Below are 25563 nucleotides of genomic sequence, written 5' to 3' on the forward strand. Positions count from 1 at the left end.
ATGTGCCTTCTGGTGTGATTGCGGCTGGAAACCCTTGCAGGGTCATCCATAAAATCACCGAAGATGATAAGTACAAATATAAAAGGAATAACAATAAACTACAGCTCACTCGGAGCTGTAGTTTATTGTCTTAAAAAGAGTATGACCAAACGAAAGAACATTTTTGCACAGATTTGTTTAGGGAATAATGTAATAATGTGCTTAAGTGGAATATTTTTTAGCCTATTCAGAAAGGAAAGAATAATTATGAAATTGATGTTTATATCAGATATTCACGGCTCACTGCACTGGTTGCAATTGGCACTGGAAAAGTTCAGAGAGGAGAAAGCCGATCGTCTTGTCCTGCTCGGAGATTATATGTACCACGGACCACGTAATCCGTTACCAGAAGGGTATAATCCCGCAGAAGTGGCCGCACTGTTGAATAAGCACAAGTCCCACATTGCCGTTTCTGTGCGTGGGAATTGCGATGCAGAGGTGGATCAGATGCTACTGGAGTTTCCTATGATGGGTGATTATGCTTTGCTATACCATGAAGGACGGAGAATCTATGTCACGCACGGACATGGCTTTAGTATCGGAAATTTACCACCACTAGAAGCGGGAGATGTGTTTATCCAGGGACATACTCATATTCCGGTAGCGGATGTGGAAAATGGGATCTTTATACTGAACCCCGGTTCGATCTCGCTGCCAAAAGAAAACTATCCATCCTCTTACGGTGTGCTGGAGGGTGCACAATTCACTGTGAAGGATTTTGATGGGAATACAGTGAAAGCAATCACGTTTTCAAAGTAATTTACTCCAATGTGAATGTAAATTATTGAAAGTTTTCCGCTTCGATTGAGACAAAGATCATATTATTGTATGATAGGAGCGGAGTCTACATTATGAAAAAGAAAGAGAGCTTCAATACATGCAAATTAAGGATTCACATTATAAGATGCCGCCTGAATGGGCGCCACATGAACGCACGTATATTTCTTGGCCTGTAAAATCTTCAATGGTTTACCCGGATATGCATGCTGATGTATGCAAGGGCTATGCCGGAATTGTACGCGCCATGGCGGAATTTGAACCAGTTACTGTGGTCGTAAATCCGGAAGATTTGGAGAGCGTTAAGACGCTTGAACTTGGGGAACGGGTAGAACTGCTGCCGATTGAGCACAGCGATGCGTGGCTGCGTGATAACGGCCCTACTTTTCTCACAGACGAGCATGGTCAGTTGGCAGGTGTTAACTGGAAGTTTAACGCCTGGGGTGGCAAATACGCCCCATGGGACCTGGATGACCAGGTTGCACCGCAAATTTTGGACAAACTTGGAGTTCCACGGTTTGATGCACCGCTTGTGATGGAAGGCGGCTCACTGCACGTAGATGGCGAAGGCACACTGATTACAACCGAAGAGTGTTTGCTCAATTCCAACCGAAATCCGGAATTAAGCAGAGAAGAAATTGAACGGCATGTATGTGAGTATACAGGTGCCGAGAAAATAATATGGCTAAAACGTGGTCTTAGTGGCGACGAAACAGACGGTCATGTGGACAATATTGCTTGTTTTGCAGCTCCTGGGAAGGTCATTATGCAAGTGTGTGATGATCCTGAGGATGAAAATTACGAAATCACGCAGGAAAACCTGCGCATTCTGGAGCAAGCAACGGATGCCAAAGGCCGTAAGCTGGAAGTGATTCGAATCGGTCAGCCGCCGCGTGTGGATTATGAAGACAGCCGATTGACACTGAGTTATATTAACTTCTATTTTGTGAATGGCGGTATTATTTTGCCAGTGTTTGGCGGCACTGCCGCTGAGAGTGATCTTGCAGCTGAGCAAGTGCTGGCAAATGTATTTCCAGATCGCACCATTCGTACTGTAGACGGTATGGCGGTCATCCGTGAAGGCGGTAACGTGCACTGTACGACCCAGCAGATGCCTGCTGTAAAGCGTTGAACGATACAACATCTAAAAGGAGGACTAAAGTGAGAAAAGTAAAAGTTGCAGCAACTCAAATGAGCTGTTCTACCAATATCGAAGAAAATATTAGTAAAGCAGAGAAGTTAGTACGTGAAGCGGCTGCGCAGGGCGCACAAATTATTTTGCTACAGGAGTTGTTCGAGACTCCATATTTCTGCCAGAAGGAAAAGTCTGATTATTATTCATATGCCACTGAGCTGGAGCACAACAAAGCGGTTAACCATTTTAGGAAAATCGCCAATGAATTACAGGTTGTGCTGCCCATCAGCTTCTATGAAAAGAAAAACTACGCGCGCTACAACAGTCTTGCCGTCATTGACGCAGACGGTGAAGTGTTAGGTAAATACCGCAAAAGCCACATCCCGGACGGTCCTGGGTATGAGGAAAAATTTTATTTTAATCCGGGCGATACCGGTTTTAAAGTATGGAATACACGTTATGCCAAAATTGGGGTAGGCGTGTGCTGGGATCAATGGTATCCTGAGGCGGCCCGCTGTATGGCGCTCATGGGCGCAGAACTTTTGTTCTATCCGACAGCTATCGGCTCGGAACCGCAGGATTCTGCCATTGATTCCAAGGATCACTGGCAGACTTGCATGCTGGGTCATGCGGCTTCCAACCTGATTCCAGTCATAGCTTCCAATCGGATCGGAACTGAAACGGACGAAGATTCCAGTATTACATTCTACGGTTCATCTTTTATTGCCGGACATCAAGGTAACAAGATCGCAGAAGCGGGTCGTACCGATGAAGAAGTGCTTACTGCTGAATTTGACCTGGATGAGCTGGAAGTAGGACGGATTGAATGGGGCATTTTCCGTGACCGTCGCCCTGAACTGTACAATATGATTGCCACCTATGATGGTGATTTAAAAGTATAATCTTGATACGGATAGACAAGTCTCCCTTGACGTCAAGCCGGGGTGTTTCCTTTTATTGGACTCACCCGGCTTTTCGGGCAGGGGATTTTTGGTTTCTGAATGGAACACTTCTAGTGATGGATAGGAGGAAAGAAAACAGCAATGAGACATAAGGGGATAGACCAATCACTCGCACAGTTCCCAACTTCGACAGAAGAGGATCAAGAGTGGGAATACTCGAGTGAAAGAGATATGGCTATTCTGGGCTTGTGGGACGAATACACACTATCTGCTCAGCGTTTATGTGAACGAATGGCTACCGAAACCCACCAATTCAGACCTTCTGAGTTCGATCCGTTCCCAACTCAGTTTGAATGGCTGGAACAGAAAGAAACAGACTTGATTATTGATGGAATATGGTCAGCTGATTTGCATGGTGATCATTGTCTGTTTATGAATATTGGGGAGCATCACCCAGAACGGCATACATCTATTGAGGCTTATATTTACGATACCCAGGTCATCGACGAAGGATTTTTCCTTAAATATCTGAATACCTCTCCTAAAGCCTCAGCCTACGTACCTTTACTCAGAAAAAATGGATATGCCACAATGTGTGGATTGCTGGACAGATATGTTAGGGAAGGGATTTTGGAGCGTGTACCCAACGGTTTCAAAAGAACAGCTCGTTAGGTGGGTACCGGAATATAAGCATGATTTTTCCACACCAAAGGGACATTCCTCACAGGATTGTTCCTCTTTTATTTTATTTATAACTCCAGTTAATCTATAGATTGAAACTATGATTTAGTACATAAAATAGCATTAGAATTTATGGATTAGATGATATAAAATCAAGTCATAAGGAATGATCGTACTCAATAACATCTCGATATTCCCAAAAGTGAAAAAAATCACATACGAGAATGCTTTAATGGAAACTTGAACATGAAATTTGTACACTCGCAAGGAGGAAGAACAATGAACCACTATCCTGCTATCTTTGAACCTCTAACTATACGACGCATGACCTTGAAAAATCGGATTGTTATGCCCCCGATGGGAACTAACTTTGCTGCCATGGACGGAAGCTTTGTTCAGGATCATATTGACTATTACGTGCAACGGGCCAAAGGTGGTACCGGCTTGATAACAGTAGAAAATGTTTGTCTGGATTTCCCAATGGGTACAAACGGAACAACCCAGTTGCGTATGGATAACGATCAGTTTATTCCCGGACTGTTCAGATTAACAGAAGCCCTACACTCTTATGGAGCTTGTGTTTCTGTACAAATTAACCATGCGGGTGCTTCAGCTTATGCGGGACGACTGAACGGAATTCAGCCTGTATCTTCTTCCAATATTCCTTCTAAAAAGGGCGGAGCGATTCCAAGACCTTTGCAAAAAGAAGAAATTTACGCCATTGTGCGCAAATACGGAGAAGCAGCGGGAAGAGCGCAACGAGCAGGATTTGACTGTGTTGAAATTCATGCGGGACACTCCTACTTGCTGAGTCAGTTTCTTTCGCCGATGTATAATAAACGCACGGATGAATTTGGCGGCAGCGCAGAAAACCGTACCCGTTTTGCCAGATTAGTCATTGATGAAATTCGCTCAGTGGTGGGCCCATTTTTCCCTATTTGCTTACGTTTTAGCGCGGAAGAGTTCACAGAAGGTGGGAACACACTGGAAGATACACTCGAGTTATTGGAGTATCTTAATGATGAGGTAGATATTCTGAACGTTTCTGCTGCTCTGAATGATTCCATCCAGTTCCAGATTGACGGGATGAACTTGCCTGATGGTTGGCGCTCATATATGGCCAAAGCAGTAAAAGAAAAATTCAGGAAGGTCACGATGACCTCAGGTAATATTCGGAACCCACAGGTTGCGCAGGACATTTTGGAGAGAGGTGACGCGGATCTTCTGGCTATGGGTAGAGGCTTGATTGCAGAACCGAACTGGGTGCTTAAAGTGCAAAACGGCTACGAACATTTGCTTAGAAAATGTATCTCTTGCAACATTGGTTGTGCGGATCATCGTATCTCCAAAAGTAAACCGATTTGCTGTACGGTAAATCCGGATCTGTTCAAGGAAGCTGAATACCGGAAACAACGTGTAAAAAACAACGTTCAAGTTGTTGTGATCGGTGGGGGTACCGCTGGGATGGAAGCAGCATGTACGGCAGCTGAAGTAGGCTGCAAAGTAACCCTCTTTGAGGAGAAACCAGAGTTGGGCGGTTTGGCCCGTGATATTGCCCGCTTGCCAGACAAAACACGCATCAATGATTTCCCTGATTATCTGATTCAACGCACCAAACAGTTAACCAATCTGAACATTGTAACAGGGACCCGAGCCGATTTGGCGATGATAAGTGCCCTGAATCCTGATATTATTGTCAATGCGACGGGGGCCATACCACTTCTTCCGCCCATTGCAGGTTTGCATGAGCAACTGGGCAAACCGGGGACAAAAGTGTTCTCCATCTTTGATCTTTTGCACAACATGGAGAAATTCCAGGAGTATGAAGGTAAACGCATTGCTGTAGTTGGTGGCGGAGCTGTGGGACTGGATGTGGTCGAATATTACGCAGAGCGTGGAGCACAAGAGGTTTCCATTATTGAGATGATGCCGCTACTCGGTAAAGATCTGGATATGATTACCCGGATCTCCATGATGAAAATGGTAGAGGAGCGGGAAGTGAACGTCCATACGGAAACAGCTTTGACAGAAGTGTGTAGCGACCGTTTCAAAGTAAAGCATGGAGAACAGGAGTTTGAGATTCCTTTTGATCTTGGATTCGTATGCTTGGGTATGCGTTCATACAGTCCGCTGATGGACAGCTTGCTCGAATATGGTAAAAAACATCAAGTAGAAGTTATTAATATCGGGGATAGTAAACAAGCTCGCCGTATTATTGATGGTACACGTGAAGGTCGCAATATTCTCAAAACCATTCAACGGGTAGACGAATTTAAACATGAGTTTTCGTATTCTTACTGATTTTATAATATAAGTGATGGGTGTTCACGATGGCAACTCCGTGAATATTGAGGTTGAAGAGACAGCTTGTCTTTTCAGCCTTTTTTATTTGAATTTTTCCTGGAAGAAGATTGATTCCTCTGTCATTACGAAGGTAAACTATGGAAAGCATATATAGTAAGTTAGTAAGTAAGTAAGGCTATTTTAACGTGGGGGGATGAGCGTGAATCAACTCTTTAGTGAAATACCGGGTGCCAGCACGTGGAGCAACGTGGAAGAGATTCATAGAGGCTGGTCCAGTGACAAAAAATATTATATTCAAACCACTGATGGTAGAGACTTGCTGCTAAGAATGGCGGATATGGTTCATTATGATAAAAAGAAACGCGAGTTTGAAGCTGTAAAAAAGCTGAATCACGTGGAGAATCTGTTCATGTCCCGGCCGCTTGAATTTGGGCTTTGTAATGAGGGTCAATCTGTATATTCCTTGTTCACCTGGATCGAAGGGAAAGATGCTGAAGAGATGATCCCCACGTTAGCTGCAGCACAACAGTATCAACTTGGAGTTCAAGCAGGAGAGGCATTGAAAAAAATGCATGAGATTCATGCAGAGCCAGATCGAGTCCCATGGGCTGAACATTATAATGGCAAAATCAACAGGTATATTACAAACTATAAGTCATGTGGTATTTTCTTAAAGGGAGCAGATCAAGCCATAAGCTTTATTGAGCAAAACCGTCATCTATTAGAAAATCGTCCTCAAACATTTCAGCATGGGGATTATCATGTGGGCAATATGGTGGTTACCCCATCTGGTGAACTGGGTATCATCGATTTTAATAGAATGGACTATGGTGATCCTTGGGAAGAATTCAATAGAATTACCTGGTGTGCAGCATTAAGTCCTTTATTCGCTTCGGGCCGAATCCACGGTTATTTTAATAACAATGTACCTGATTTATTTTTTAGATTAATGGCTCTGTATATTGCAAGCAATCAGCTTTCATCGATCCACTGGGCCATTCCATTTGGCAAAGAAGAGGTAGACGATATGGTGCAACGAGCTGAAGAGGTATTGGAGGCATATGATGACTTTCAATCCTATATACCAAAATGGTACCTGCCCAGTTACCGGACTTATAAAATATGAAGACCGCTGCTCCTGGGAGTGACGGTCTATTTTTAGCATTCTATTATCGTCACTCTTAACTTAACGGTATAACCTTTGGCAGAAACGGAGGAGACCTTTACGCTGTTACCTTCACTAATGGATTGACCTGCCACCTGGACAGCAATGGCCCAATCGTTGCCTACGTGATCGTTGGATACCAAGGTTGCTTGTTGAAACGTAACGATAAACGTTGATGTTGCTGAAGCTGCGAGCGCGTACGTTCCATTGAACATCAGGGATACCACTACCCATAGAATAGCCGATGCTTTCGTCCATATGACTTGAATTTATTTAGTAGAGAGAGGGAAGGGAAAATCTGATGAAAAAAATATATAGCGAACAAGAACTCATAGATATGACGATTAAACTGCTTGAACAAACTTCAATATATGAAGAGCAGTATGAGCAATATGTAAGACGACCTTTCCGTACGGATTTTTATGATGATCTGAGTCCGTATGTGCAAGTGAGCAAGCGGGGTTATACGCTCCAAATGTATGAAAGAGGCATACAGATGCTGAACAAGCTTACGAAAGAGGAAGAGGATGTGATTTATTGGATCATCGAAGATACAATTCACATCATTGCCCATCTGAATCTGCTTCGCAAATATAAAGTGGATAACATAAATACTCATTTAAAATATACAAAGGAGATCATGAAGGAGCTGACAACTTCAATGAACAAAGCATTTTATGAAATTGGAGGAATCTATCAGGAATGGCATGAAGCGAATAGAAGAGCAACACTGGAGAACCCATTAAAGTAAAACAAAACAAGAAACAGTTGACAATCAGTGAGGTAAAATTTACAATTTTATATTAGTGATAATGATTATCAATATCATTAATTTTAAGTATGCTTGCACTTACTATATTTCAAAGGAGATTTACAACATGCATCGTATGATGAACAAGAAGTTTCACATGATTTTATGTGCACTATTCGTAGTGATTTTCGTTATTTCAGGTTGTGGGAATGCTGGCAGCTCCTCTGATTCATCTGCTAAATCCGCGTCGTCCACGAAGGAAGAGGTAAGCAGTGATTCTGATACACGTACAGTCTCTACGGTAAAAGGAGATGTGAAGGTGCCCGCTAATCCTCAACGGGTAGTCGTGAACTGGTATGTTGGCGATGTATTTACACTAGGGATTAAGCCGGCCGCAGTCATGGGGTGGAAACAAGAAACGATGCCTTTTTACGATAAGTTTAACGACGTCCCCAATATTGAAAAGTGGGAAACTGAGGAAATTATGAAGTATGATCCTGATCTTATCATTACATATGATACAAAGGATTATGATAAGCTGTCTAAAATTGCGCCTGTTCTTGTGATACCTGAGGATAAAATGACCTCCCTAGAACGTTTGAAATTTCTTGGTCAGGCCACAGGACATGAAGCAGAAGCGGACAAAGTGATTTCACTGTTTGAAAGCAAGCTGAGTCAGGCCAAAGAAAAACTAAATTCCGACATATTCAAGGACAAAACGTTTAGCATTTTCGAGGACTGGGGCAGTGGCTCCTACGGAATTTATTATGAAACAGGCTCACGCGGAGGAACGTTGCTTTACAATTATCTTGGACTTCACAAACCGGAAAAGCTCAACACATTGGTTAAAAACTCCGGAGAGAATCGTGGTTCTTTATCCTACGAGGTAGCTGCTGAATACTTTGGAGATTATGTCCTTTGGTTTAAGCAGGAAGGCAAGGAATCCGAATATGCGAAGACAAAAATCTGGAGCAGCATTCCAGCCGTTAAAAATGGACATATCATCGAAATTCCAGCGAAATATGCAGGACTGTTCTATTATTCGGACGTTGCTAGTATGACGGGACAGCTAGATTATATGATTAGCAAATTGCTGGAACAGACGAAGTAATGATGCATAATTGACCAACTAAGGGTGTAATCGATGTCTACTCACAAAGAACCAAATAAAAAAGGAATATTTCATTTTATAGGCTGCATGATCATGGGCGTGTTCCTGCTTCTGGTGGTTACCGCAGCATCCATTACCTTTGGTGCTGCGGAAATGAGCTTGAAGCTGGCGTGGGGGGCTATATTTCAGTTTGATCCTAACATGACGGAACATCAGATTATTCACACCTTGCGGTTTCCACGCACCGTGGCAGATATCATTGTAGGGTGTAGCTTGGCTGTGTGTGGGGCGATTATGCAGGGAACCACTCGTAATCCACTAGCGGATTCGGGACTCATTGGCATAAGTTCAGGCTCGACATTTGCTATTGCGTTATGTATGGCCTTTTTGCCTGGTCGCACCTACGGAGAAACCATGCTGTATTCTTGCCTAGGTGCAGCAATCACTACGGGCATTACGTATTACATCGCATCTATAGGCAAGCGAGGCATGACGCCTCAGCGACTGGTACTGGCAGGAATGTCCATCTCCATGCTTTTTGGTGCATTTAGTACGTTTATCGCTATTAAGTATGAGATTGGCCAAGCCCTTGATTACTGGTCTGCTGGTGGTACAGCCAGTGCCAAGTGGGGTGAACTAGCTTTCATTGCTCCACTGTTTGTAGTGGGTTTGGTCTGTGCCATCGCGCTTTCTCCCTCAATTACGATTTTGAGCTTCGGGGAGGATGTAGCATCAGGCTTGGGTATTCGTGCCAATAGGATTAAGTTGTTTTCAACCCTAATTGTATTAATTCTGACGGGGTTATCGGTTATTGTGGTCGGTCCTGTTGGCTTCGTGGGTTTGATCGTGCCACACATTATGCGCCATCTGGTCGGAACGGATTATCGGTATATTATCCCGGCCTCAGCTTTGTATGGAGCAGTCTTTCTGTTGGGGGCGGATTTACTTGGACGACTGATCAATCGTCCTCACGAAACACCCCTTGGCATTATTTTTGCCTTGGTGGGCGTACCCTATTTTCTCTACCTTGTGCGCAAGCAGAGGAGGGAGTTTAGTTGAAACTGTCCCGTAATACCAGGGGGATTAGCACTATTTTACTGTTAGTAGTGCTGACGCTGCTAGTGGCTGTAATCAGTATGAATGTTGGGAAAATGAACCTTTCTCCACTCGAAGTTTTCAAGGTCATCATGGGCGAAGGAACGAGCAAACAGAACCTGATCGTGTTTGACTTTCGACTGCCACGTATTGTGCTTTCTATATTGGTAGGTATTGGCATGGGGATATCAGGCTGTATCATGCAAAGCTTGCTCAAAAACGACATGGCCAGTCCGGGGACACTCGGCATCAGCTCAGGCTCGGGGCTATTTGTACTTATGTATATTACGTTGTTCGCTAGTGAAGGATTGCTATCGCCGATCCTTCTTCCAGGGTTAGCTTTTGCAGGCGGCCTCACGGCAGCTTTCTTGATTTTTATGTTTGCTTTCAGGCGGGGAAGAGACATCTCGCCTACAGGCCTAATTTTAACCGGTGTCGCTATGGGGAGTGGCTACAGCGCATTATCTCTGATGTTGACACTCCGGCTAGACAAGCAACAGTATGACTTTGCTCTGAGATGGCAGGCTGGAGACCTGTGGGGGGACGACTGGAGCTATATTATGGTGCTGCTCCCGTGGGTGTTTATCATCTGTTTTTACGTTTTTTACAGGTCTAACACACTCAATACGTTGAATTTGGGGAATCAGACAGCATCGGGCCTCGGTGTAGCAATTAAAAGGGAGTTTATCGGCTTGACGATTGCTGCCGTTGCGCTCGCTTCTGGTAGCGTGGCACTTGGAGGGAATTTCTTTTTTGTAGGCATGGTCAGTCCCCATCTAGCGCGCAAGCTAGTAGGGCCCAATCATAAGCTATTGCTACCTACGACAGCATTAGTTGGTGCACTCGTCATTTTGATTGCTGACACACTTACTCGGACGATCAGCTTTGGTGCAGATATTCCAACCGGAATTATTATCACCATACTGGTTACCCCTTATTTCCTTTACTTGCTGTCGAAAGCTAGTTAAATGCAGAATAATGAAAAGACGCTAACCCATGTCCATGCAAAATATGGCTGGGTTAATGTCTTTTTTCGCGTTACTACTTAGGTCTCCTTGCGGAAAGATAATTCTTTCTCGCATTCTGTTAGGATTTCCGGCCTTCGTGTCGGAGGGGATTGTAAATAAAGCCTAATCCTTACCATAATTCAAACCAAAGTGATAAGCTTGGTCCAGCAGCATTACAAAATGACCGGAATTTGAACTCAGGGTCTCATCTAAGAATTCAACCTTGGAATTGGAAACTCCGCAATAATCTGCAATTCCCACATTCAGCAAATGAGTAATCATTTCATCATAGTTACGCTTTTTCAACTGTTCTTTCGAAACGCCGGCCAAGCCAAGCCACAAGATATGCTGATGATGCAGGTGATTCGAACCGTACGCAAACCCATTGTTCCATACACGGTCAATATAACCCTTCAGCATAGCTGGCAAATTCCACCACCAAAGTGGAAAAATAAATGCCAATGCATCATGCTCCTTCATCCGCCTTATTTCCATTTCTACTTCAGGGGAAAAGGACTGTTCCGCAACTGTCAAATCCGGTTCATCTACTCCTTTTAAAATAGGATCAAAACCAATCCCATGCAAATCTAATATCTCATAATCGTGGCCTGCATCGGCAAGACCCTGTACGAAACGATCAGCAACCTTAAAGGTCAAGGAATCTTTTCTCGGGTGTGAAACAACGGTTAATACTTTCATGCTTCTTCACTACCTTTCTCAATAGCTTACTTCTAGGAATGCTCAATGCTTGATGCTATTATATACAGTAGGAAAATAATCTGGAAGTACGCACTTCTAAGTTCTATAGGATGATACAGGTGCCATAGGAACATGGAAGTGCCCTAGGTAGATTCCCTAGAAACTGATCTGAGTAATGAATTGAAGTGATGGGTTGTTCTGAGCAAACGAAGCCTTCTAAAGGAGGATTAAGAAATGACTGAACAGACAAAAAATAGGGTTCAAAAGAAGTATCAAGTTGGAGTGGAAGCCGCTTTAGAGGTGATGGGAGGGAAATGGAAGCCTTTAATTATCTACCATCTGATGACAGGACGGAAACGAACGTCTGAGTTTCGTCGGTTAATACCCGGCATTACACAAAAAATGCTGACCACTCAGCTCAGAGGCCTAGAAAAGGATGAGATCGTTACACGAAAGGTTTATAATGAAATCCCTCCTAAAGTAGAGTATGAGTTAACGGACTACGGCTGGGGATTAAAACCCGCGCTAGACCATTTATGCTACTGGGGAGAGGATCACCTGGATAAGATTCATGGAGACAAATTCAAGGTTTTGGAAGAATTCTAAGGCTGCTGTATAGAGTAACTTTAAGCTGATATTAAGCCCTCACAAAGTATTAGCTTGCGAGGGCTTCACTATCGCAGGGTAATATAACAGACTAACTGTCGGTCATTCCGTTGTCATAGCTCAATTGCCACTCAATTCCAAACTTATCTTTAAGGCTACCGTAACATTTGCTCCAGAATGTTTCTTGAAGTTCCATGTTTACGGTTCCTCCTTCTTTTAATTTATGAAAGTACGATCGAATTTTCTCTTCGTCCTTATTGACGATGGCGAGGCTGATGTTGTTTCCGGCTACGAATGGCATACCAGGAAAAACGTCTGAAAACATGACATTACTACCATCAATTTGAAGCCGCGTGTGCATGACCAGATTTTTGGCTTCTTCTGGTAGAGGATAATCGGGATTGGGCGGTGCTTCACCGAACGTCATAATTTGTGGTTTCTCAGTCCCAAATGCCTCTGCGTAAAACTCCGCTGCTTCACGACAGTTTCCATTAAAGTTAAGATAAACATCAACAGACATGTGTTTCACTCCTTTAAGGATCATTATTTTTCCATACTATATGGCCTTATTTCATTATTAACCTGCAAACTAACAAAAATACAGTAAGATCCGTTTTGCGAAAGTATTTGCGGCTTAACATGTTCAATTTTTAAAACAAATGGGCATTATATTCAAAGTAATGGTATGATAGCTTAGTTAAATCTGAACGACTAGTAATGGAGTGATCATATGGGTGGAAAAAGCAAGGGCGGCGGGACCGGCAGAGGCACAGGTAGTAAGGGATGGACACGCTGGAACAAAACTGCGAAGCCAGTAAGGACAAAAAGCGCTTCTACAAGCGCACCGGGAAGCAAAGCGGCAGGTGGCACAAAAGGCGGCACTGCCAAACCAACAAGGAATAAAAACGGCGGCAACAGTAGCAAATAAGCCGGGAAAGTATAAGTTGTCGTAAACGGCGAACATCTGATTAAGCAAGAACAATCAGGTGTTTTTTTAATTATTTTATTTAAACTCACATATTATAATCAGAAGCAGGTGAATCGTGAGAATTAACAAGTACATCAGTGAGACAGGATTCTGCTCACGTCGGGAAACCAACAGACTGATTGCAGCAGGACGAATTACGATTAATGGCATTGTCTGTGAAGCGGGCGCGGAAGTAGAGCCACAGGATATCGTGCTGATTGATGGGGAAGTTATTCCGCATAATTCCAGTGAACCTGTATATTTGGCTCTGAATAAGCCTATAGGCATTGTTTGTACTGCAGCAGAACAGGTTGCTGGTAATATTATTAGTTATGTTAACTACCCTTCGCGGATTTTTGCCATTGGCAGGCTGGACAAAGCGTCAGAGGGACTCATTCTATTAACCAACGATGGAAGCATTGTCAATCAAATGATGCGCTCCGAGCATGGTCATGAGAAGGAATATGTAGTAACTGTAGACAAACCTGTTACAAACGAGTTTACGCAGGCTATGTCTTGTGGCGTTGAAATATTGAACGTTATTACCAAACCGTGCAAGGTTGATCGTACAAGCGAATACGAGTTCCGCATTATTTTGACGCAGGGTCTGAACTTGCAAATTCGCAGAATGTGTAAGGCCTTGGGGTACAGGGTGCTAAAGTTGGAACGTGTTCGAATTATGAATATTAGCTTAGATCATCTGGAGCGTGGGCAATGGAGACATCTTGAGAGGGAGGAACTGGAGTTGCTTCTTGCTAAATTGCAATAATGAGTACAACAAAAGTTTATTTGAAGGACAGTATGTTCATACGGCCAACGCAACTTTAGTGATACTTTTTACGAAATTTTAGCGAGCCGCCTACCTTACCCACCAGCCATAGCACAATAGGAAACACGATACCGAAAATCATGGCGTAAAAAGGCCATACTGAAAAAAACTTGATTAAAAATTGCATATTTGGCCAAATAGAGTGAACCATTGCCAATGCGATTAGGATCAGAGGAACTAAGAGAGAGTTAGCGCTTCGAAGACGAAAAGCATCTGCAAGCCCTTGCGCTGAAACATATAAAAGTAGTGCGAGTCGAAAAAATATGGTGACAAACCAGAACACTGCAACAACAATTTCAAACCGTTGAAGAAACTCCCCGTTACTGATTGTTCGGCTAATAAAATAAGTGGGAAATGTCAAATTAGATACAACACCTTCACTCATCACGGCGATTATTTGTAGAACCATGAAAAAATACATGCCGCCGCTAATCAATGCAGAGGTAATCACTGTCTTTCTCCACTTTTTTGGATCGGGAATGTACTGTGCAAAAAAAAGATACAGAATTGCTTCAAGGTAGGGAAAGGCAAACAAATTAAACGAAGCGAGAACGATAGGGTTCAAACCATGCTCGAAAATAGGGAGCACATTATTTATGTTGGTATCAGGAAGGAGGGTAATCCTTACCAAAAGATACAGAGCAAGAAGGAAAAAAAACAGGATTTCCGCACAACGGCCAATTACAGCAGGGCCTGATCGAACGGCGAAATAAATGACTATTAGCATGATGAAATATATCGCTTCGGAGGGAGTTTCCGGCATAATAGCTATCGTGATAAAGTCGCCCAGATTTCGAAGTGTCATAATGAACACAAGAAAGGGAAAGAAAAAAATGAAAACGATGCTGATCGTCCCGCCCAAGGGACCGAAGAGGCAACGGAGATGCTCTACAAAAGATTTCCCCTGTATTTGCCTAGCGATGGAGGCATATAAAGGTATCAATAACAGATGGAAACCTAAGGAGACTGGGATGGAGAGCCAGGCATCTTGTTTAGCGACAACGGTAATTGCCGCTGGGAGCACCAGATATGCGCTTCCTATTTGATACAATGCAAACCACAAAATAGCTTGTCGAACCGTCAAGTTGAAATTCATTCCAATACCCCCCTTAAGATAACATTTCTGTAAGTAGCCGACTTATTGGTTGAAATAGGATTTGAATGCCCGTCAGTGGAGTCGGCAGTTTAATGTTGGCGATCCGTAGGATAATCAACATAACGCCTATAATCAACAATATCGAGCTGAATACAATTTCACGCACATATTGTTTCTCCTTAAATTTTTTAAACTCATACAAAGATGTTAAAATGGAAGTTACGAGAATCACATAAAGCATATGCATTCACTCCTGATTGTGTATTCCCATATCAATTGGACTGGTAATGTCTCCGAACCGGACTAAACGATAATTGAGCTGAATATCCACTTTAAGCGTTTGAAATTTTTGTGGCCAATCCTCTTTCCATTTATGCCATTCACGTGGGAACTTGCGGTGAAAAGCTTCTCCAAACCCGAATATATCGGAACCGATTTGTTGTGCGTACGAAATGCCTTCCTTCAAAGACTGTTCCAGATGCTCTTTAGCTGATTCTTGAAGATCTCTAAATGTCTTTTCATTCTTAAGGTTGGCATTGCACGAGACCGTTCCGATATTGGATTCTGTATCCACAATAAGAGAAATGTGCGGCTCATGGTCTATTATTTCTGGACGCATCTTTACTTTGGAACGGATTACTTCAACAACAAATTTACCTTTGGAATTCGGACAATCGATGGAAGCTACGGTGCTGGAAACACGGTTGGATATATATGTAAAGGCTTTACTTTGTGAATCATCCATCCAATTGATAAGTCGGTCGCCCTTGAAAACACCAACTCCAGTAAAAAAATATTTAACATGTTGGGGCGACTTTGTCACATTATCAATAGTTAGACCTTTTTCTACGTTTGTCAGTCGAATACCGGTGAGAACCGGTTCAATGCCATCCTCTGTAAATTTCTCTAAAATATCTTTCACATTGACCGCGGAAGTTGGAGCCCATGCTTTTTCAGAAAGCCTTAACGCCTTATACATATCCATTGCAGGCAAGATCTCGGTTGGAGCTACAAAAGTAACGGCCTCCTTTGCCGAGTTTCCTCTGACAACGGCCAAATAGAAATCAGGCCGAACTTCATGATCACGAAATAGAAAGTCCAGCGGCTCCTTTATTCCTTTTTTTGCTGTTTTCTCATCAAAAATGACAAACTTTAAGTGAGACATATACATTTTTCGGGACGATTCCGTTGTTAATTTTCGAATAGCTTCAAATATGGTATCGGCGCGTTTGGAAAAAACGATCGTTGGCGTCCGTTCCATGGGGGAATTCTGCGACATTTTCGATGGGTCAACCACTTGTAAACTGACTTCATATTGGTCATCAACTGCATCAATGCCCAGAGCCATCACGACGGAAATTGCACTCAATTCCTTACTGTTCCAGCAACCCGTAAGAAACACCATTAGCCAGATGCACATAAACAGTAATAAAATGGTGGATCGATACGAGTTCATGATGGTCTACTCCTTTAGTTTTTGCGATGTTTTTTAGTTCTATATGGAAGACGTAATATGGCGTCCCTCTGCTCCGACGATTTGTAATTGGCAAAGGGGCTCAAATACGGTACACCGAATGAATGAAGCCCATTCAGATGCACAAAGAGCATGAGAATACCAACAGTCAATCCGTACACACCAAACATAGCGGCTATGCCTATGAAAGCGAAACGTAATATCCGGATTGGAATGGCAAAGGTGTACGAGGGAATGACAAAGCTCGAAATGGCAGTTATTGCAACAACAATGACCATAACAGCCGAAACGATGTTTGCTTCTACAGCTGCCTGGCCGATCACTATTGACCCGACAATAGAAACGGCTTGACCGACCGTCCGTGGCATACGAAGACCTGCCTCCCTCAGAATTTCAAAAACCACTTCCATGATCATCGCCTCAATAAATGCTGGAAACGGTACTCCTTCACGTTGCGCGGATAAGCTTAATAACAAAACGGTTGGAATCATATCCTGATGGAATGTCGTTAATGCGACATAAATGGCCGGAGCCAACATGCAGATTGCCAGGCAGATGTACCTTAATATTCGAATGATACTGCTGTAAATAAAGGATTGATAATAATCTTCTGCGGATTGAAGGAAATCTGCAAACACGGCAGGTGCAAGGATGGCGAAGGGAGATCCATCCACAAATATCGCTATTTTCCCCTCCATAATTCCTGCTGCAATAGAGTCTGGGCGATCAGAATTATAAAAGAGCGGAAATATCGTGAATTGTTTATCTTCATGGAGACATTCTTCCAAATATTCGCTTTCAAGCACGCCTTCCACATGCATGTTCTTTAACTTGGATATCATGTCCTGCACCTTTTTTGGGTCAGCGACCCCATGTAAATACATGACCGATATATCGGTCTTAGTTTTTTCGCCAACTTTTAGGGTAGTTAGACGTACTCTTGTATCCTTCACCCTTCGACGAACCATAGTCGTATTCGTACGTAAAGTTTCTGTAAATGACTCTTGCGGACCTCTGACCACTGGCTGTGTCTTCGAGTCCGAAATGCTGCGTTCTTCCCATCCAGGCAAAGAAATGACCAATCCTTCATCCATGTCGTCCAGGAGTAGGAGAAGACCACCTGAGAGGATCTGTTCCAAAGCATCTTCAAAGTTTTGAGTAAAGCTTGCTTCACCAATGTCCAAAATTGCGTTTTTCAATAACGGTAAAGTGATCTCGTGAGAGGAGACACGATCATGTAACGGACGGATCACGTTGTCCTGTACCTTTTGCATGTCAGTCATTCCGTCCAAATAAAAAAGAGCGGCGTGTTTATGGCCAGTCGTGATCTCACGAACAACAAAATCCGAACTGTTTCCCATGAAGTCACAAATGAGCTCGATATTCCGGCATAATTGTCTTGAAAATTTGGTATGTAACTTCATTTTCACCCTCCTCAGATACGTAGTATTAACAATAACCAGAAATAATACCACAATAATCCATAATTGTGTTTGTTGTCGGTAAGGTCAATGACATCTTCAACGGTGAGGATTCACGCTAAGTAATTTTTGAACAGCTGCGAAGTGAAAGAGACCAATTGCGTGTCTATTCTCTTTTTTTGAAGGCTTTGTATGATGAGGAAAAGCAAAAATGGAGGGAGAAGGTGACTACGAAAGGCACAATACCTGCAATAATATACTATAGGCCATTTAACTTCAGATGTAATATTCATGAGAATACGTTAAAGGAGTTTTCCTCATGAATATTACATCTGTTTTAATTTACTGCTTTATTGCCACTTTTACATCAGGTCCTACCAATATCTTCATATTATCCACAGTGCATCATTTTGGAGCAAAAAAGGCAATGAAATATACGTTTGGACATTTGAGTATATGTCACATCTAAACTGAGGAGGAGGGAGTATGTTTAAATAGGCTACAGATGACTATCCTTTTTTGGAATAGTTTACTTGTGTAGTATAATATTTTTTGAAGGATATTCTTTTCTATAAATTCATTTAAACATCCAAATAGAGAGGTATTTGATCATGCTATTCATTACAAAAAAAACGATCAATAAGCTAGCAGAACCTTATAGAGAATCTGACATGCTTATCTGCTATTCAACTCCACAGAGCTTTTCGGCTTATACAAGTCGAGCCCTATTACTCTTAGATAATGATAGGATTATTATCCTTTTCCTCAATCTATTTTCCACAAAAGTAGTACAAAAAGTTGAATATGAAGTTGCTGATTTACAAGAACAAAAATATCATTCTGGACACCTGTCTTCTGCAATATGGTCATTTAAAATCAAAGGCCAGCATTGTAGGTTTAGGATAATCAAAAAAATTCTTACTCTTGGCTCTATGCAAAGAGATTTTCTGAATTTCTTGCAACAAAATATCTTAAACTAGTGAATCGAGTAGATCGGTAATTCCTGTCTGCCTAAGGCGGGGCACCGAAAGTACTTTATGGGGATAAGTGATGAAGGTAATATTCTGTGTTTTTTTGTTTTATATATCATTGAGGGGAGGAATTCTATATGAACGAACAACTCATAAAAAGCGATGGAATAGAAATTTGTACTGACAGTTTCGGAAAGCGAGTTAACCCGGCAATATTACTGATTATGGGGGCTCAATCCTCATTGGTCTGGTGGGAGCAAGAATTTTGTCAGCGTTTAGCTGAGACAGCTCGCTTTGTCATTCGATATGATAACCGAGATGTTGGACGTTCTACAACCTATGAACCTGGGCAACCGGACTATACCTTCGAAGACATGGCAGATGATGCTATTCGAGTATTGGATGCGTATAAGATTGAGCAAGCGCATATCGTAGGGATGTCCATGGGTGGAATGCTGACTCAAATGATAGCTCTGCGACATCCAGACAGAGTTCTAACCGTTACCCTCATATCAACGTCCAATTTTGCTCCCGATCTTCCACCGATGGAGGAAAAGGTTATGGACTATTTCTCGAATATGGAGGCAATAGATTGGACGAACGAACAATCGGTGGTCGATTTTGTGATAGGTAGATCAAGAATTTTAGTCGGTTCAAAGTATCCTTTCGATGAGAATAAAGTTTATAAATTAGTAAAAGAAGAATGGAAAAGAAGCAACAATATGGCCAGTATGAATAATCACGCTATGCTGTCAGGTGGAGAATCCTATCTGGTTAGGACTGGTGAGATAAACGTTCCCACTCTGGTGATTCACGGTACTGAAGACCCGATTATCCCTTATGAACACGGAATAAATCTTGCTAACACAATTCCGCGTGCGGTTTTACTGACATTGGAAGGTGCCGGGCATGAGCTTCACTATGACGACTGGGATTTAATAATCGATTCTATCTCAAAACACACTTCGATACTCAATTAGGTCAGCTGATGTGTAGGATAACTGAATAAAGCCGTTTATGAGAGAAGCAATCTTCCTGAATAAAAAGGCAATCTCCTTTTTTAAGGGGATTGCCTTTTGCTATTTGTATGCCCTTATTTTCATGAAGACTGGGGCAAGTCTCAGGCACAAGTATCCCAAAGCTCCATCAATTTAGTTATGGCTGCATCAATGTTGTCTAAGGACACACCATCTCTTGCTTCGGTAGATATACCTTCCAGAAAGGTAACGAATAGTGTGGTTAACATGCTAATATTTGTGGATTCTTGAAGTTCTCCGTTCTTGGTAGCTCGCTCAATACGAGCATAGAACTTGTTCCTAGTCACTGCTCTTTGCCTGATCAATAGTTCTCGAATATGAGTGTTTTCCGGAGAACAAGTATTCGCAGAGAATATGACTAAACAACCCAAGGGATGGGTCTGCTCAGTCTGCATGATTGCTGAACTTCTTAAGGCTAATTCAATAGCTGTGCGCGATGAAAGTGAATAGTTTGTAAGGCTTGTCGATACTTGTCCGTATGTAGCCAAATACCGGTCCAGCGCTTCTTTGAATAATGCGTCTTTTGATTCAAAAGCTGCATAAAAGCTGGCTGAGGAGATGCCGCCCATCGCCTTTTTGAGTTGAGCCAAAGAGGTTGATTCAAATCCATGCTCCCAAAACAACATCATAGCTTGGAAGATCGCTTCGTCGCGACAGAATTTACGTGGTCTTCCGGTTCTAACCATGGAGTCGCCTCCTTTTATCTTGTACTTATATACTAATTGATCCAAAAGTAATTGACAAGACAGAGAGGCATCTTTAAAATATGGATTGATCGATCCATAAGTGAAAAAAAAGGAGGGCAAATCATTGGCATATATGCTTGATTTTTCGCTTGAACTTGTTTTGAAATCGATTGTAAGGAGCTGCGCTAATGTCCAGCAATAACTCTTCTACTACTGTAAAGATTGCTTCTTCCGCCTCCTCTGAGCGCTTTCCCTGGCTTGGTCTGCTTGCTTTGGCTATGACAGGATTCATCTGTATTATGACGGAAACGATTCCGGCTGGTTTGCTTCCGCAAATAAGCAAGGGACTTTATATTTCAGAGGCAATGGCGGGCCAACTGGTCACTGTCTATGCCATCGGTTCCCTAGTGGCTGCCATCCCTATAGCTATAGTTACCCGCCAATGGCGGAGGCGTCCGCTGTTACTTCTGGCTATTTGCGGGTTCCTGGTTTTTAACAGTGTCACCGCAATTTCTTCCAGCTACATACTGACGCTGGCTGCCCGTCTACTGGCAGGAGTTTCGGCTGGAGTTCTATGGGGGATGATCGGCGGTTACGCTCTCCGCATGGTATCTGCTACATTGAAGGGGAGGGGGATGGCCGTTGCCATGGTTGGAACGCCGATCGCCTTGGCTATTGGTGTCCCAGCGGGAACGTTTCTGGGGAACCTCATGGGTTGGCGTTCTGTTTTTGGAATTATGTCACTACTGACTGTTGTACTGATCGCGTGGGTGCTTTGGAAGGTGCCGGACTATCCGGGACAGTCCTCCGATAAGCAAGCTTCGATCTATGCAGTCTTCCTTACGCCGGGGATTCGGCCCATACTATTGGTTGTTCTGACCTGGATGACAGCCCATAATATTCTCTATACTTATATTGCTCCATTTCTTGCCTCCAATGAGATGGGTGAGAGAGTGGGACAGGCGCTGGCTTTCTTTGGCATTGCTGCTCTCGTAGGTATATGGATAACTGGCGTATTCATCGACCGTTGGCTGCGTAAGCTTGTCTTGATTAGTCTTATTTCCTTCGTCTTAATTTCTATGGCCATGAGCTTTAGCAACTCCAATGTCCTTATGATCTATATCATTGTTACGGTATGGGGTTTAACTTTCGGTGGCGCAGCAACGCTGTTGCAAACGGCGCTTGCTCAGGCTGCAGGGGAGGGCAAAGTGGATATGGTTATGCCGATTAACACGACCGTATGGAATCTGGCTATCGCCGGCGGCGGGATGGCTGGGGGTATTTTACTCGAAACTTTTGGTGCGGGATCATTTTCATGGGCATTATTCATACTCTTATTCCTTGCGCTTCTCGTGGCTTGGGGTGGCAAAAAGTATTCGTTCCCTCCACACTAACCTAGTAATTAGTGAAGGTTTTTTTAAAAATTTTCTTGTTATGACTTCTAACTTTAATGCACAGAAGATGCTGTCCCAAGGGCAGTTGCTATAAAATAAAGCGCATTGTCCAAGCCGATGTTGTCGACAGGGCAATGCTCCTTGTGTTTGCATTCGAACATACGATAAAAATGAAGTGCATTCCGCACCAGACTGGTAGCCTGTAAGTTCGACTTCACCATCCTTCAGAACTAGGAGCAAATGATGCTCTGTGTCTGCGAACGGCTTGTCGCCTAAGGAAAGTTGGGTAGGTACATAGATATATTATGATGGTCCCTCCGCGCTCCTTCGTAAAGCCAATAAAATGACCCATACTCTTGGTGTAAAACTGATTACGGTGGATGGGAAATCTACAATAAAAGAGAATTTTACGTTGGTTGAAAAACATTTATTGAAATAATGCACAATTAGATTAAGACTAATATTTATTTCTTAGAAATGTTATCCCGCCGGGTAGGGCTTTATTTGGTTTGTTCTATTTAGTAAATAGTCTGTGCTTGTATGGTGGAAATTAGCTAGTCTAATTAAAATCTCCGTTGGAATGTCTATTTCCCCACGTTCATAATTGCTGTATATCCGCTGGCTACAATTCAGATAATCGGCCATTTGAGTTTGAGTCAAATCCTTATCTTCACGTAAATCTCGAATCCGTTGATACATCATATTCACCTCGAACTAAGAATATCTTAGCGAAATAATCGCTATTGATTTTTAGCGAATAATTCGCTAAAATTAGTCAGAGGGTTAATAATACATATCATGAAGGAGTAGAACATGAGTATCTTGGAGAACTTTTATTACGGAAAATGTAACCCAAGTGAACGAATCAAATCGAAAGACACTGAGTTTGAACTGGTCTCTCAGAGAATAGCCGATGCTGAGGAAGCCCTCAAAACAAAATTGCCAGAACAAGATTACAAATTAATTGAAGAGCTTTCGGATTTACAAGATGTTTTAATTTCCTTATTGTCCGCTTCGGCTTATATTGAGGGTTATAAAATGGGGGCACTAATAATGATTGAAGTATTTGACGGGAAAGAAGAGTTGAAATAGGTAGTTCAGAAGATTGTAGGGGGCGATTATAAAAAAATTTGAAAGGTAGCTCCTTTATGAGGAGTTACCTTTTTTATTTCTAAAAGTAGCTAGCCTGCGGGATAAGGTTTTTTTTGTTTCGTTCTGTTTAACAAGTAGTCTGTGCTTGTGTTATGGAAATCAGCTAGTTTGATTAGAATCCTTGTAGGAATATCAACATCGCCGCGTTCGTAATTGCTATAAATTCGTTGACTGCAATTCAAATATTCAGCCATTTGGGATTGAGTCAAATCTCTATCTTCACGCAAATCTCGGATCCTTTGGTACATCTTCTCACCTCCAAACCTAGAATATCCCAGCGAAATAATCGCTATTTATTTTTAGCGAATATTTCGCTATTTAGTCAGAGGATTTCATTTAGGTTTAGAGCATGAAGGGAACAAACGTATGTGCATCCATTTATTGTTTGAAGTATATGATTTTGAGACTCAATATTTTTACCAAATATGCGCACCCACCGTTTCTTACTGCGCTTGCTTCTGTAGACATGATTTATGTTCCCTAATTTGGTTTGTTGAAAAATCAAAAGGCCGGCACATTGGCCGACCTGGTTCACCGAGGCTCGAAAGCGGCGGGGTGTTCCTTATTTAATTTTCCATGATATAAATATATCATGCTAAAAGTCTAACGAACGGCCATCATTCGGTCAAAAGTTATTTAATAAACAGTCTCTTTTCACAGGTTATAATAACCATTTATTGTCCAAATACTATGAATAGATATTATTACAGGAAAAAACAACTACTATATCCCTCTATTTTACAAGTATATATAATTCATGTTAGTATATTGATGAAAATACCAAATATATGAAGAGAGGATTGATTTTATGCAAAAGTTTAAGCAATTGGGTATCGCGTCATTATCAGCTCTTATGTTATCATCGTTTACACTTCCTGCTTTCGCTAATGCTCAAGCTGTAAACAACGTAGAATCTTCTATAACTTCAGAGACTAAGATAGACTTGGAAAATGGAATTGTTGATGAAAGAGTAGAGCAAGAATTAAGACAAGTTGATTATGATGACCTTTTCAAAACTGTAGGCACTAATCTTGGAATGGTCGATACTCAACGTCCATCTGGGGAAGTAAGTACACAAGGCTGGAGATCAAAGTTCGCAAAGGAAGTAGCGTTAGAATTAATTTCTAAACTGAAAAATATTGGATCACGTGCTTGGAATGAACAGATAAAAATTTATGTAGATAAGATACCACTTTTGACCGACGGTGCAAAAGAAACTTTGAAATATTATCTTGGTTATCAAGTAATAATGCAAGCTTTGGATATCATGGTAGATTTCACAGGCACAGCAGAGGACGGTCTTGCTTACGCCTTAAAATATGTTGGGTTGCCTGCGTGGTTGGCCGAACCCGCATCCAGAGCTATTGTCTTCTTCTTGCTGTAAAATCGGAAAAAAGGGGGACTAAACGTGTACATACTCGCATTGATTATACTTATTACTACAGGTTTGGTATCCATAGCTGATATTTTGTTTGATATAAAAGATTCCGGTGAAGGAATCAGGTTGATGGTTAAAACTTCACAGGCTCTATTCTTTTTATCATTGTTGTTTTTTACAGTAAAAAGCGGTACCAAGAAAAGAGACTGAACTCGTCACACACAGAAAAAGGGTGGAGTTGATAAACTATATCAACTCCACCCTTTTTAGTTATTCGTCGTACGTGTTGATATAACCACTGCTTCTATTGGCTTAGCAAACAACTTCACTTCCATTGTTTGTTTGTTATTTAATCACTTCCAGTCTCAATGCAGCAGCTAAAATACTCAATACCTCGATCTTGATCCTCCTAAACGTGCCCTCGCTAATCCCCATTTCCCCGCAACTAATGTAATCAAACTCTCCTCATCATCCAAATAACTGCGCTGGATAACCTCTCGTTGTATACTGGACAATTTGCTCATTGCAAGCTCCAGCAGCCGATCTTTAGCCTGAAGCTTTGCCTCCCTGTTCACGTTGTATGTGGCGATGTTCTCCGTTTGCTTGGATATTTCATTTGTCGATTGATGCTCTCTATATGAATACGCCTAAGTAATTGCTGCTTCCCGACGTACAAAGCCAATCTGATGATTCTGACGAACTGTTTCCAAATATTCCTCCACCGCAAGGCTGGTTGCTTTTTCGTCGACTAAGTCCTCCTGGTAACCATATTCCAATAAAAATTTTCGATAACCCTTAGTCATAGCGTGCTGCTCCTTAGGGAGATTACCTTGATGTAAATTGACTAAAATAAGATATATATTTCGAATATTCTGCTGAAGATGAG

The 25563-nt window shown here is 42.2% G+C and carries 30 protein-coding genes and 1 pseudogene; 19 read left to right on the forward strand and 12 right to left on the reverse strand.

Annotated features, from left to right (window positions below):
• Positions 1–246 precede the first annotated feature (246 nt).
• The 6 genes from yfcE (at position 247) to MKY35_RS11570 (ending at position 6964) form a co-directional block, all read left to right on the forward strand.
• Entirely contained in the window at positions 247–798 is a 552-nt protein-coding gene (gene yfcE, locus MKY35_RS11545) for a phosphodiesterase (protein ID WP_029515104.1), read from the forward strand.
• Positions 799–916: 118 nt separating this feature from the next.
• Positions 917–1948, forward strand: coding sequence for an agmatine deiminase family protein (locus MKY35_RS11550; protein ID WP_342446430.1), 1032 nt, complete (start codon positions 917–919; stop codon positions 1946–1948).
• 29 nt (positions 1949–1977) lie between these two features.
• Positions 1978–2853, forward strand: coding sequence for an N-carbamoylputrescine amidase (aguB, locus tag MKY35_RS11555; protein WP_342446431.1), 876 nt, complete (start codon positions 1978–1980; stop codon positions 2851–2853).
• A gap of 141 nt (positions 2854–2994) precedes the next feature.
• Positions 2995–3525, forward strand: a complete 531-nt coding sequence (locus MKY35_RS11560; RefSeq protein WP_342446432.1) for a hypothetical protein — start codon at positions 2995–2997, stop codon at positions 3523–3525.
• Positions 3526–3813: 288 nt separating this feature from the next.
• The gene (locus MKY35_RS11565) at positions 3814–5835 is read left to right on the forward strand and encodes an NAD(P)/FAD-dependent oxidoreductase (RefSeq protein WP_342446433.1); all 2022 of its coding nucleotides are present in this window, start codon (positions 3814–3816) and stop codon (positions 5833–5835) included.
• A gap of 202 nt (positions 5836–6037) precedes the next feature.
• A complete protein-coding gene (locus tag MKY35_RS11570; RefSeq protein ID WP_342446434.1) occupies positions 6038–6964 on the forward strand; it encodes a phosphotransferase family protein in 927 nt (308 codons plus the stop codon).
• Between the two features lie 32 nt (positions 6965–6996).
• Here the strand turns inward: MKY35_RS11570 and MKY35_RS11575 are convergent, their stop codons facing one another.
• Entirely contained in the window at positions 6997–7218 is a 222-nt protein-coding gene (locus MKY35_RS11575) for a hypothetical protein (RefSeq protein ID WP_342446435.1), read from the reverse strand.
• Between the two features lie 86 nt (positions 7219–7304).
• Here MKY35_RS11575 and MKY35_RS11580 point away from each other — a divergent pair, with 86 nt between their 5' ends.
• The 4 genes from MKY35_RS11580 (at position 7305) to MKY35_RS11595 (ending at position 10928) form a co-directional block, all read left to right on the forward strand.
• Positions 7305–7754 carry an Imm63 family immunity protein gene (locus MKY35_RS11580; protein WP_342446436.1) on the forward strand — a complete coding sequence of 150 codons (450 nt, stop codon included), beginning with the start codon at positions 7305–7307 and terminating at the stop codon, positions 7752–7754.
• 127 nt (positions 7755–7881) lie between these two features.
• A complete protein-coding gene (locus MKY35_RS11585) occupies positions 7882–8865 on the forward strand; it encodes an ABC transporter substrate-binding protein (RefSeq protein WP_029515092.1) in 984 nt (327 codons plus the stop codon).
• Between the two features lie 33 nt (positions 8866–8898).
• Positions 8899–9924, forward strand: coding sequence for an iron ABC transporter permease (locus tag MKY35_RS11590; RefSeq protein ID WP_342446437.1), 1026 nt, complete (start codon positions 8899–8901; stop codon positions 9922–9924).
• Entirely contained in the window at positions 9921–10928 is a 1008-nt protein-coding gene (locus MKY35_RS11595; RefSeq protein WP_342446438.1) for an iron ABC transporter permease, read from the forward strand. Before MKY35_RS11590 ends, MKY35_RS11595 begins: the two co-directional genes overlap by 4 nt.
• A 162-nt stretch (positions 10929–11090) precedes the next feature.
• Here the strand turns inward: MKY35_RS11595 and MKY35_RS11600 are convergent, their stop codons facing one another.
• A complete protein-coding gene (locus MKY35_RS11600) occupies positions 11091–11666 on the reverse strand; it encodes an NAD(P)H oxidoreductase (RefSeq protein WP_029515088.1) in 576 nt (191 codons plus the stop codon).
• A 234-nt stretch (positions 11667–11900) separates the two neighbouring features.
• Between MKY35_RS11600 and MKY35_RS11605 the strand changes: the two genes are divergently transcribed.
• Complete coding sequence (locus MKY35_RS11605; RefSeq protein WP_029515086.1) at positions 11901–12272, forward strand: helix-turn-helix domain-containing protein; 372 nt, start codon at positions 11901–11903, stop codon at positions 12270–12272.
• A 91-nt stretch (positions 12273–12363) separates the two neighbouring features.
• Here MKY35_RS11605 and MKY35_RS11610 read toward each other — a convergent pair whose 3' ends face one another.
• Positions 12364–12792 (reverse strand): VOC family protein, encoded by a 429-nt coding sequence (locus tag MKY35_RS11610; RefSeq protein ID WP_039274565.1) that lies wholly within the window; start codon positions 12790–12792, stop codon positions 12364–12366.
• A 210-nt stretch (positions 12793–13002) separates the two neighbouring features.
• Here MKY35_RS11610 and MKY35_RS11615 point away from each other — a divergent pair, with 210 nt between their 5' ends.
• Both MKY35_RS11615 and MKY35_RS11620 read left to right on the forward strand, forming a co-directional pair.
• A complete protein-coding gene (locus MKY35_RS11615) occupies positions 13003–13200 on the forward strand; it encodes a DUF3934 family protein (protein WP_029515083.1) in 198 nt (65 codons plus the stop codon).
• Between the two features lie 115 nt (positions 13201–13315).
• Positions 13316–14008: a pseudouridine synthase gene (locus tag MKY35_RS11620; protein WP_342446439.1), complete on the forward strand. Its 693-nt coding sequence runs from the start codon at positions 13316–13318 to the stop codon at positions 14006–14008.
• 55 nt (positions 14009–14063) lie between these two features.
• On the opposite strand, the gene MKY35_RS11625 is transcribed toward MKY35_RS11620, so the two are convergent.
• From MKY35_RS11625 to MKY35_RS11640, 4 genes are read right to left on the reverse strand one after another with little or no spacing between them, the layout of a single operon-like run.
• Positions 14064–15164, reverse strand: a complete 1101-nt coding sequence (locus tag MKY35_RS11625; RefSeq protein WP_342446440.1) for an endospore germination permease — start codon at positions 15162–15164, stop codon at positions 14064–14066.
• A gap of 13 nt (positions 15165–15177) precedes the next feature.
• Positions 15178–15405 (reverse strand): hypothetical protein, encoded by a 228-nt coding sequence (locus tag MKY35_RS11630; RefSeq protein WP_342446441.1) that lies wholly within the window; start codon positions 15403–15405, stop codon positions 15178–15180.
• A gap of 6 nt (positions 15406–15411) precedes the next feature.
• Positions 15412–16620: a Ger(x)C family spore germination protein gene (locus MKY35_RS11635; RefSeq protein WP_342446442.1), complete on the reverse strand. Its 1209-nt coding sequence runs from the start codon at positions 16618–16620 to the stop codon at positions 15412–15414.
• A 14-nt stretch (positions 16621–16634) separates the two neighbouring features.
• Positions 16635–18062 (reverse strand): spore germination protein, encoded by a 1428-nt coding sequence (locus MKY35_RS11640; RefSeq protein ID WP_342446443.1) that lies wholly within the window; start codon positions 18060–18062, stop codon positions 16635–16637.
• Positions 18063–18378: 316 nt separating this feature from the next.
• Between MKY35_RS11640 and MKY35_RS11645 the strand changes: the two are divergent.
• The 3 genes and pseudogenes from MKY35_RS11645 to MKY35_RS11655 all read left to right on the forward strand — a co-directional run.
• Positions 18379–18504, forward strand: a pseudogene (locus tag MKY35_RS11645) (LysE family translocator); the annotation flags it as partial.
• A 166-nt stretch (positions 18505–18670) separates the two neighbouring features.
• Positions 18671–19039, forward strand: coding sequence for a hypothetical protein (locus MKY35_RS11650; protein WP_342446444.1), 369 nt, complete (start codon positions 18671–18673; stop codon positions 19037–19039).
• Between the two features lie 128 nt (positions 19040–19167).
• Positions 19168–20010 (forward strand): alpha/beta hydrolase, encoded by an 843-nt coding sequence (locus MKY35_RS11655; RefSeq protein ID WP_342446445.1) that lies wholly within the window; start codon positions 19168–19170, stop codon positions 20008–20010.
• Positions 20011–20150: 140 nt separating this feature from the next.
• Here MKY35_RS11655 and MKY35_RS11660 read toward each other — a convergent pair whose 3' ends face one another.
• Positions 20151–20753, reverse strand: coding sequence for a TetR/AcrR family transcriptional regulator (locus tag MKY35_RS11660; RefSeq protein WP_342446446.1), 603 nt, complete (start codon positions 20751–20753; stop codon positions 20151–20153).
• Positions 20754–20941: 188 nt separating this feature from the next.
• Here MKY35_RS11660 and MKY35_RS11665 point away from each other — a divergent pair, with 188 nt between their 5' ends.
• Entirely contained in the window at positions 20942–22147 is a 1206-nt protein-coding gene (locus MKY35_RS11665) for an MFS transporter (RefSeq protein WP_342446447.1), read from the forward strand.
• A gap of 480 nt (positions 22148–22627) precedes the next feature.
• On the opposite strand, the gene MKY35_RS11670 is transcribed toward MKY35_RS11665, so the two are convergent.
• On the reverse strand, positions 22628–22849 hold the full coding sequence (locus MKY35_RS11670) for a helix-turn-helix transcriptional regulator (protein WP_305954128.1): 222 nt from the start codon (positions 22847–22849) through the stop codon (positions 22628–22630).
• A gap of 111 nt (positions 22850–22960) precedes the next feature.
• Here MKY35_RS11670 and MKY35_RS11675 point away from each other — a divergent pair, with 111 nt between their 5' ends.
• Positions 22961–23239, forward strand: coding sequence for a DUF6809 family protein (locus MKY35_RS11675; RefSeq protein WP_029515068.1), 279 nt, complete (start codon positions 22961–22963; stop codon positions 23237–23239).
• An 89-nt stretch (positions 23240–23328) separates the two neighbouring features.
• On the opposite strand, the gene MKY35_RS11680 is transcribed toward MKY35_RS11675, so the two are convergent.
• Entirely contained in the window at positions 23329–23547 is a 219-nt protein-coding gene (locus MKY35_RS11680; protein ID WP_029515066.1) for a helix-turn-helix transcriptional regulator, read from the reverse strand.
• A 560-nt stretch (positions 23548–24107) separates the two neighbouring features.
• Here MKY35_RS11680 and MKY35_RS11685 point away from each other — a divergent pair.
• Positions 24108–24683, forward strand: coding sequence for a hypothetical protein (locus MKY35_RS11685; RefSeq protein ID WP_322252602.1), 576 nt, complete (start codon positions 24108–24110; stop codon positions 24681–24683).
• Between the two features lie 380 nt (positions 24684–25063).
• Here MKY35_RS11685 and MKY35_RS11690 read toward each other — a convergent pair whose 3' ends face one another.
• Positions 25064–25252: a hypothetical protein gene (locus MKY35_RS11690; RefSeq protein WP_230585205.1), complete on the reverse strand. Its 189-nt coding sequence runs from the start codon at positions 25250–25252 to the stop codon at positions 25064–25066.
• Positions 25253–25324: 72 nt separating this feature from the next.
• Positions 25325–25480: a hypothetical protein gene (locus MKY35_RS11695; protein WP_342446448.1), complete on the reverse strand. Its 156-nt coding sequence runs from the start codon at positions 25478–25480 to the stop codon at positions 25325–25327.
• Positions 25481–25563 lie beyond the last annotated feature (83 nt).

The sequence above is a fragment of the Paenibacillus sp. FSL L8-0638 genome (assembly GCF_038593075.1).
Lineage (GTDB): Bacteria > Bacillota > Bacilli > Paenibacillales > Paenibacillaceae > Paenibacillus > Paenibacillus polymyxa_D.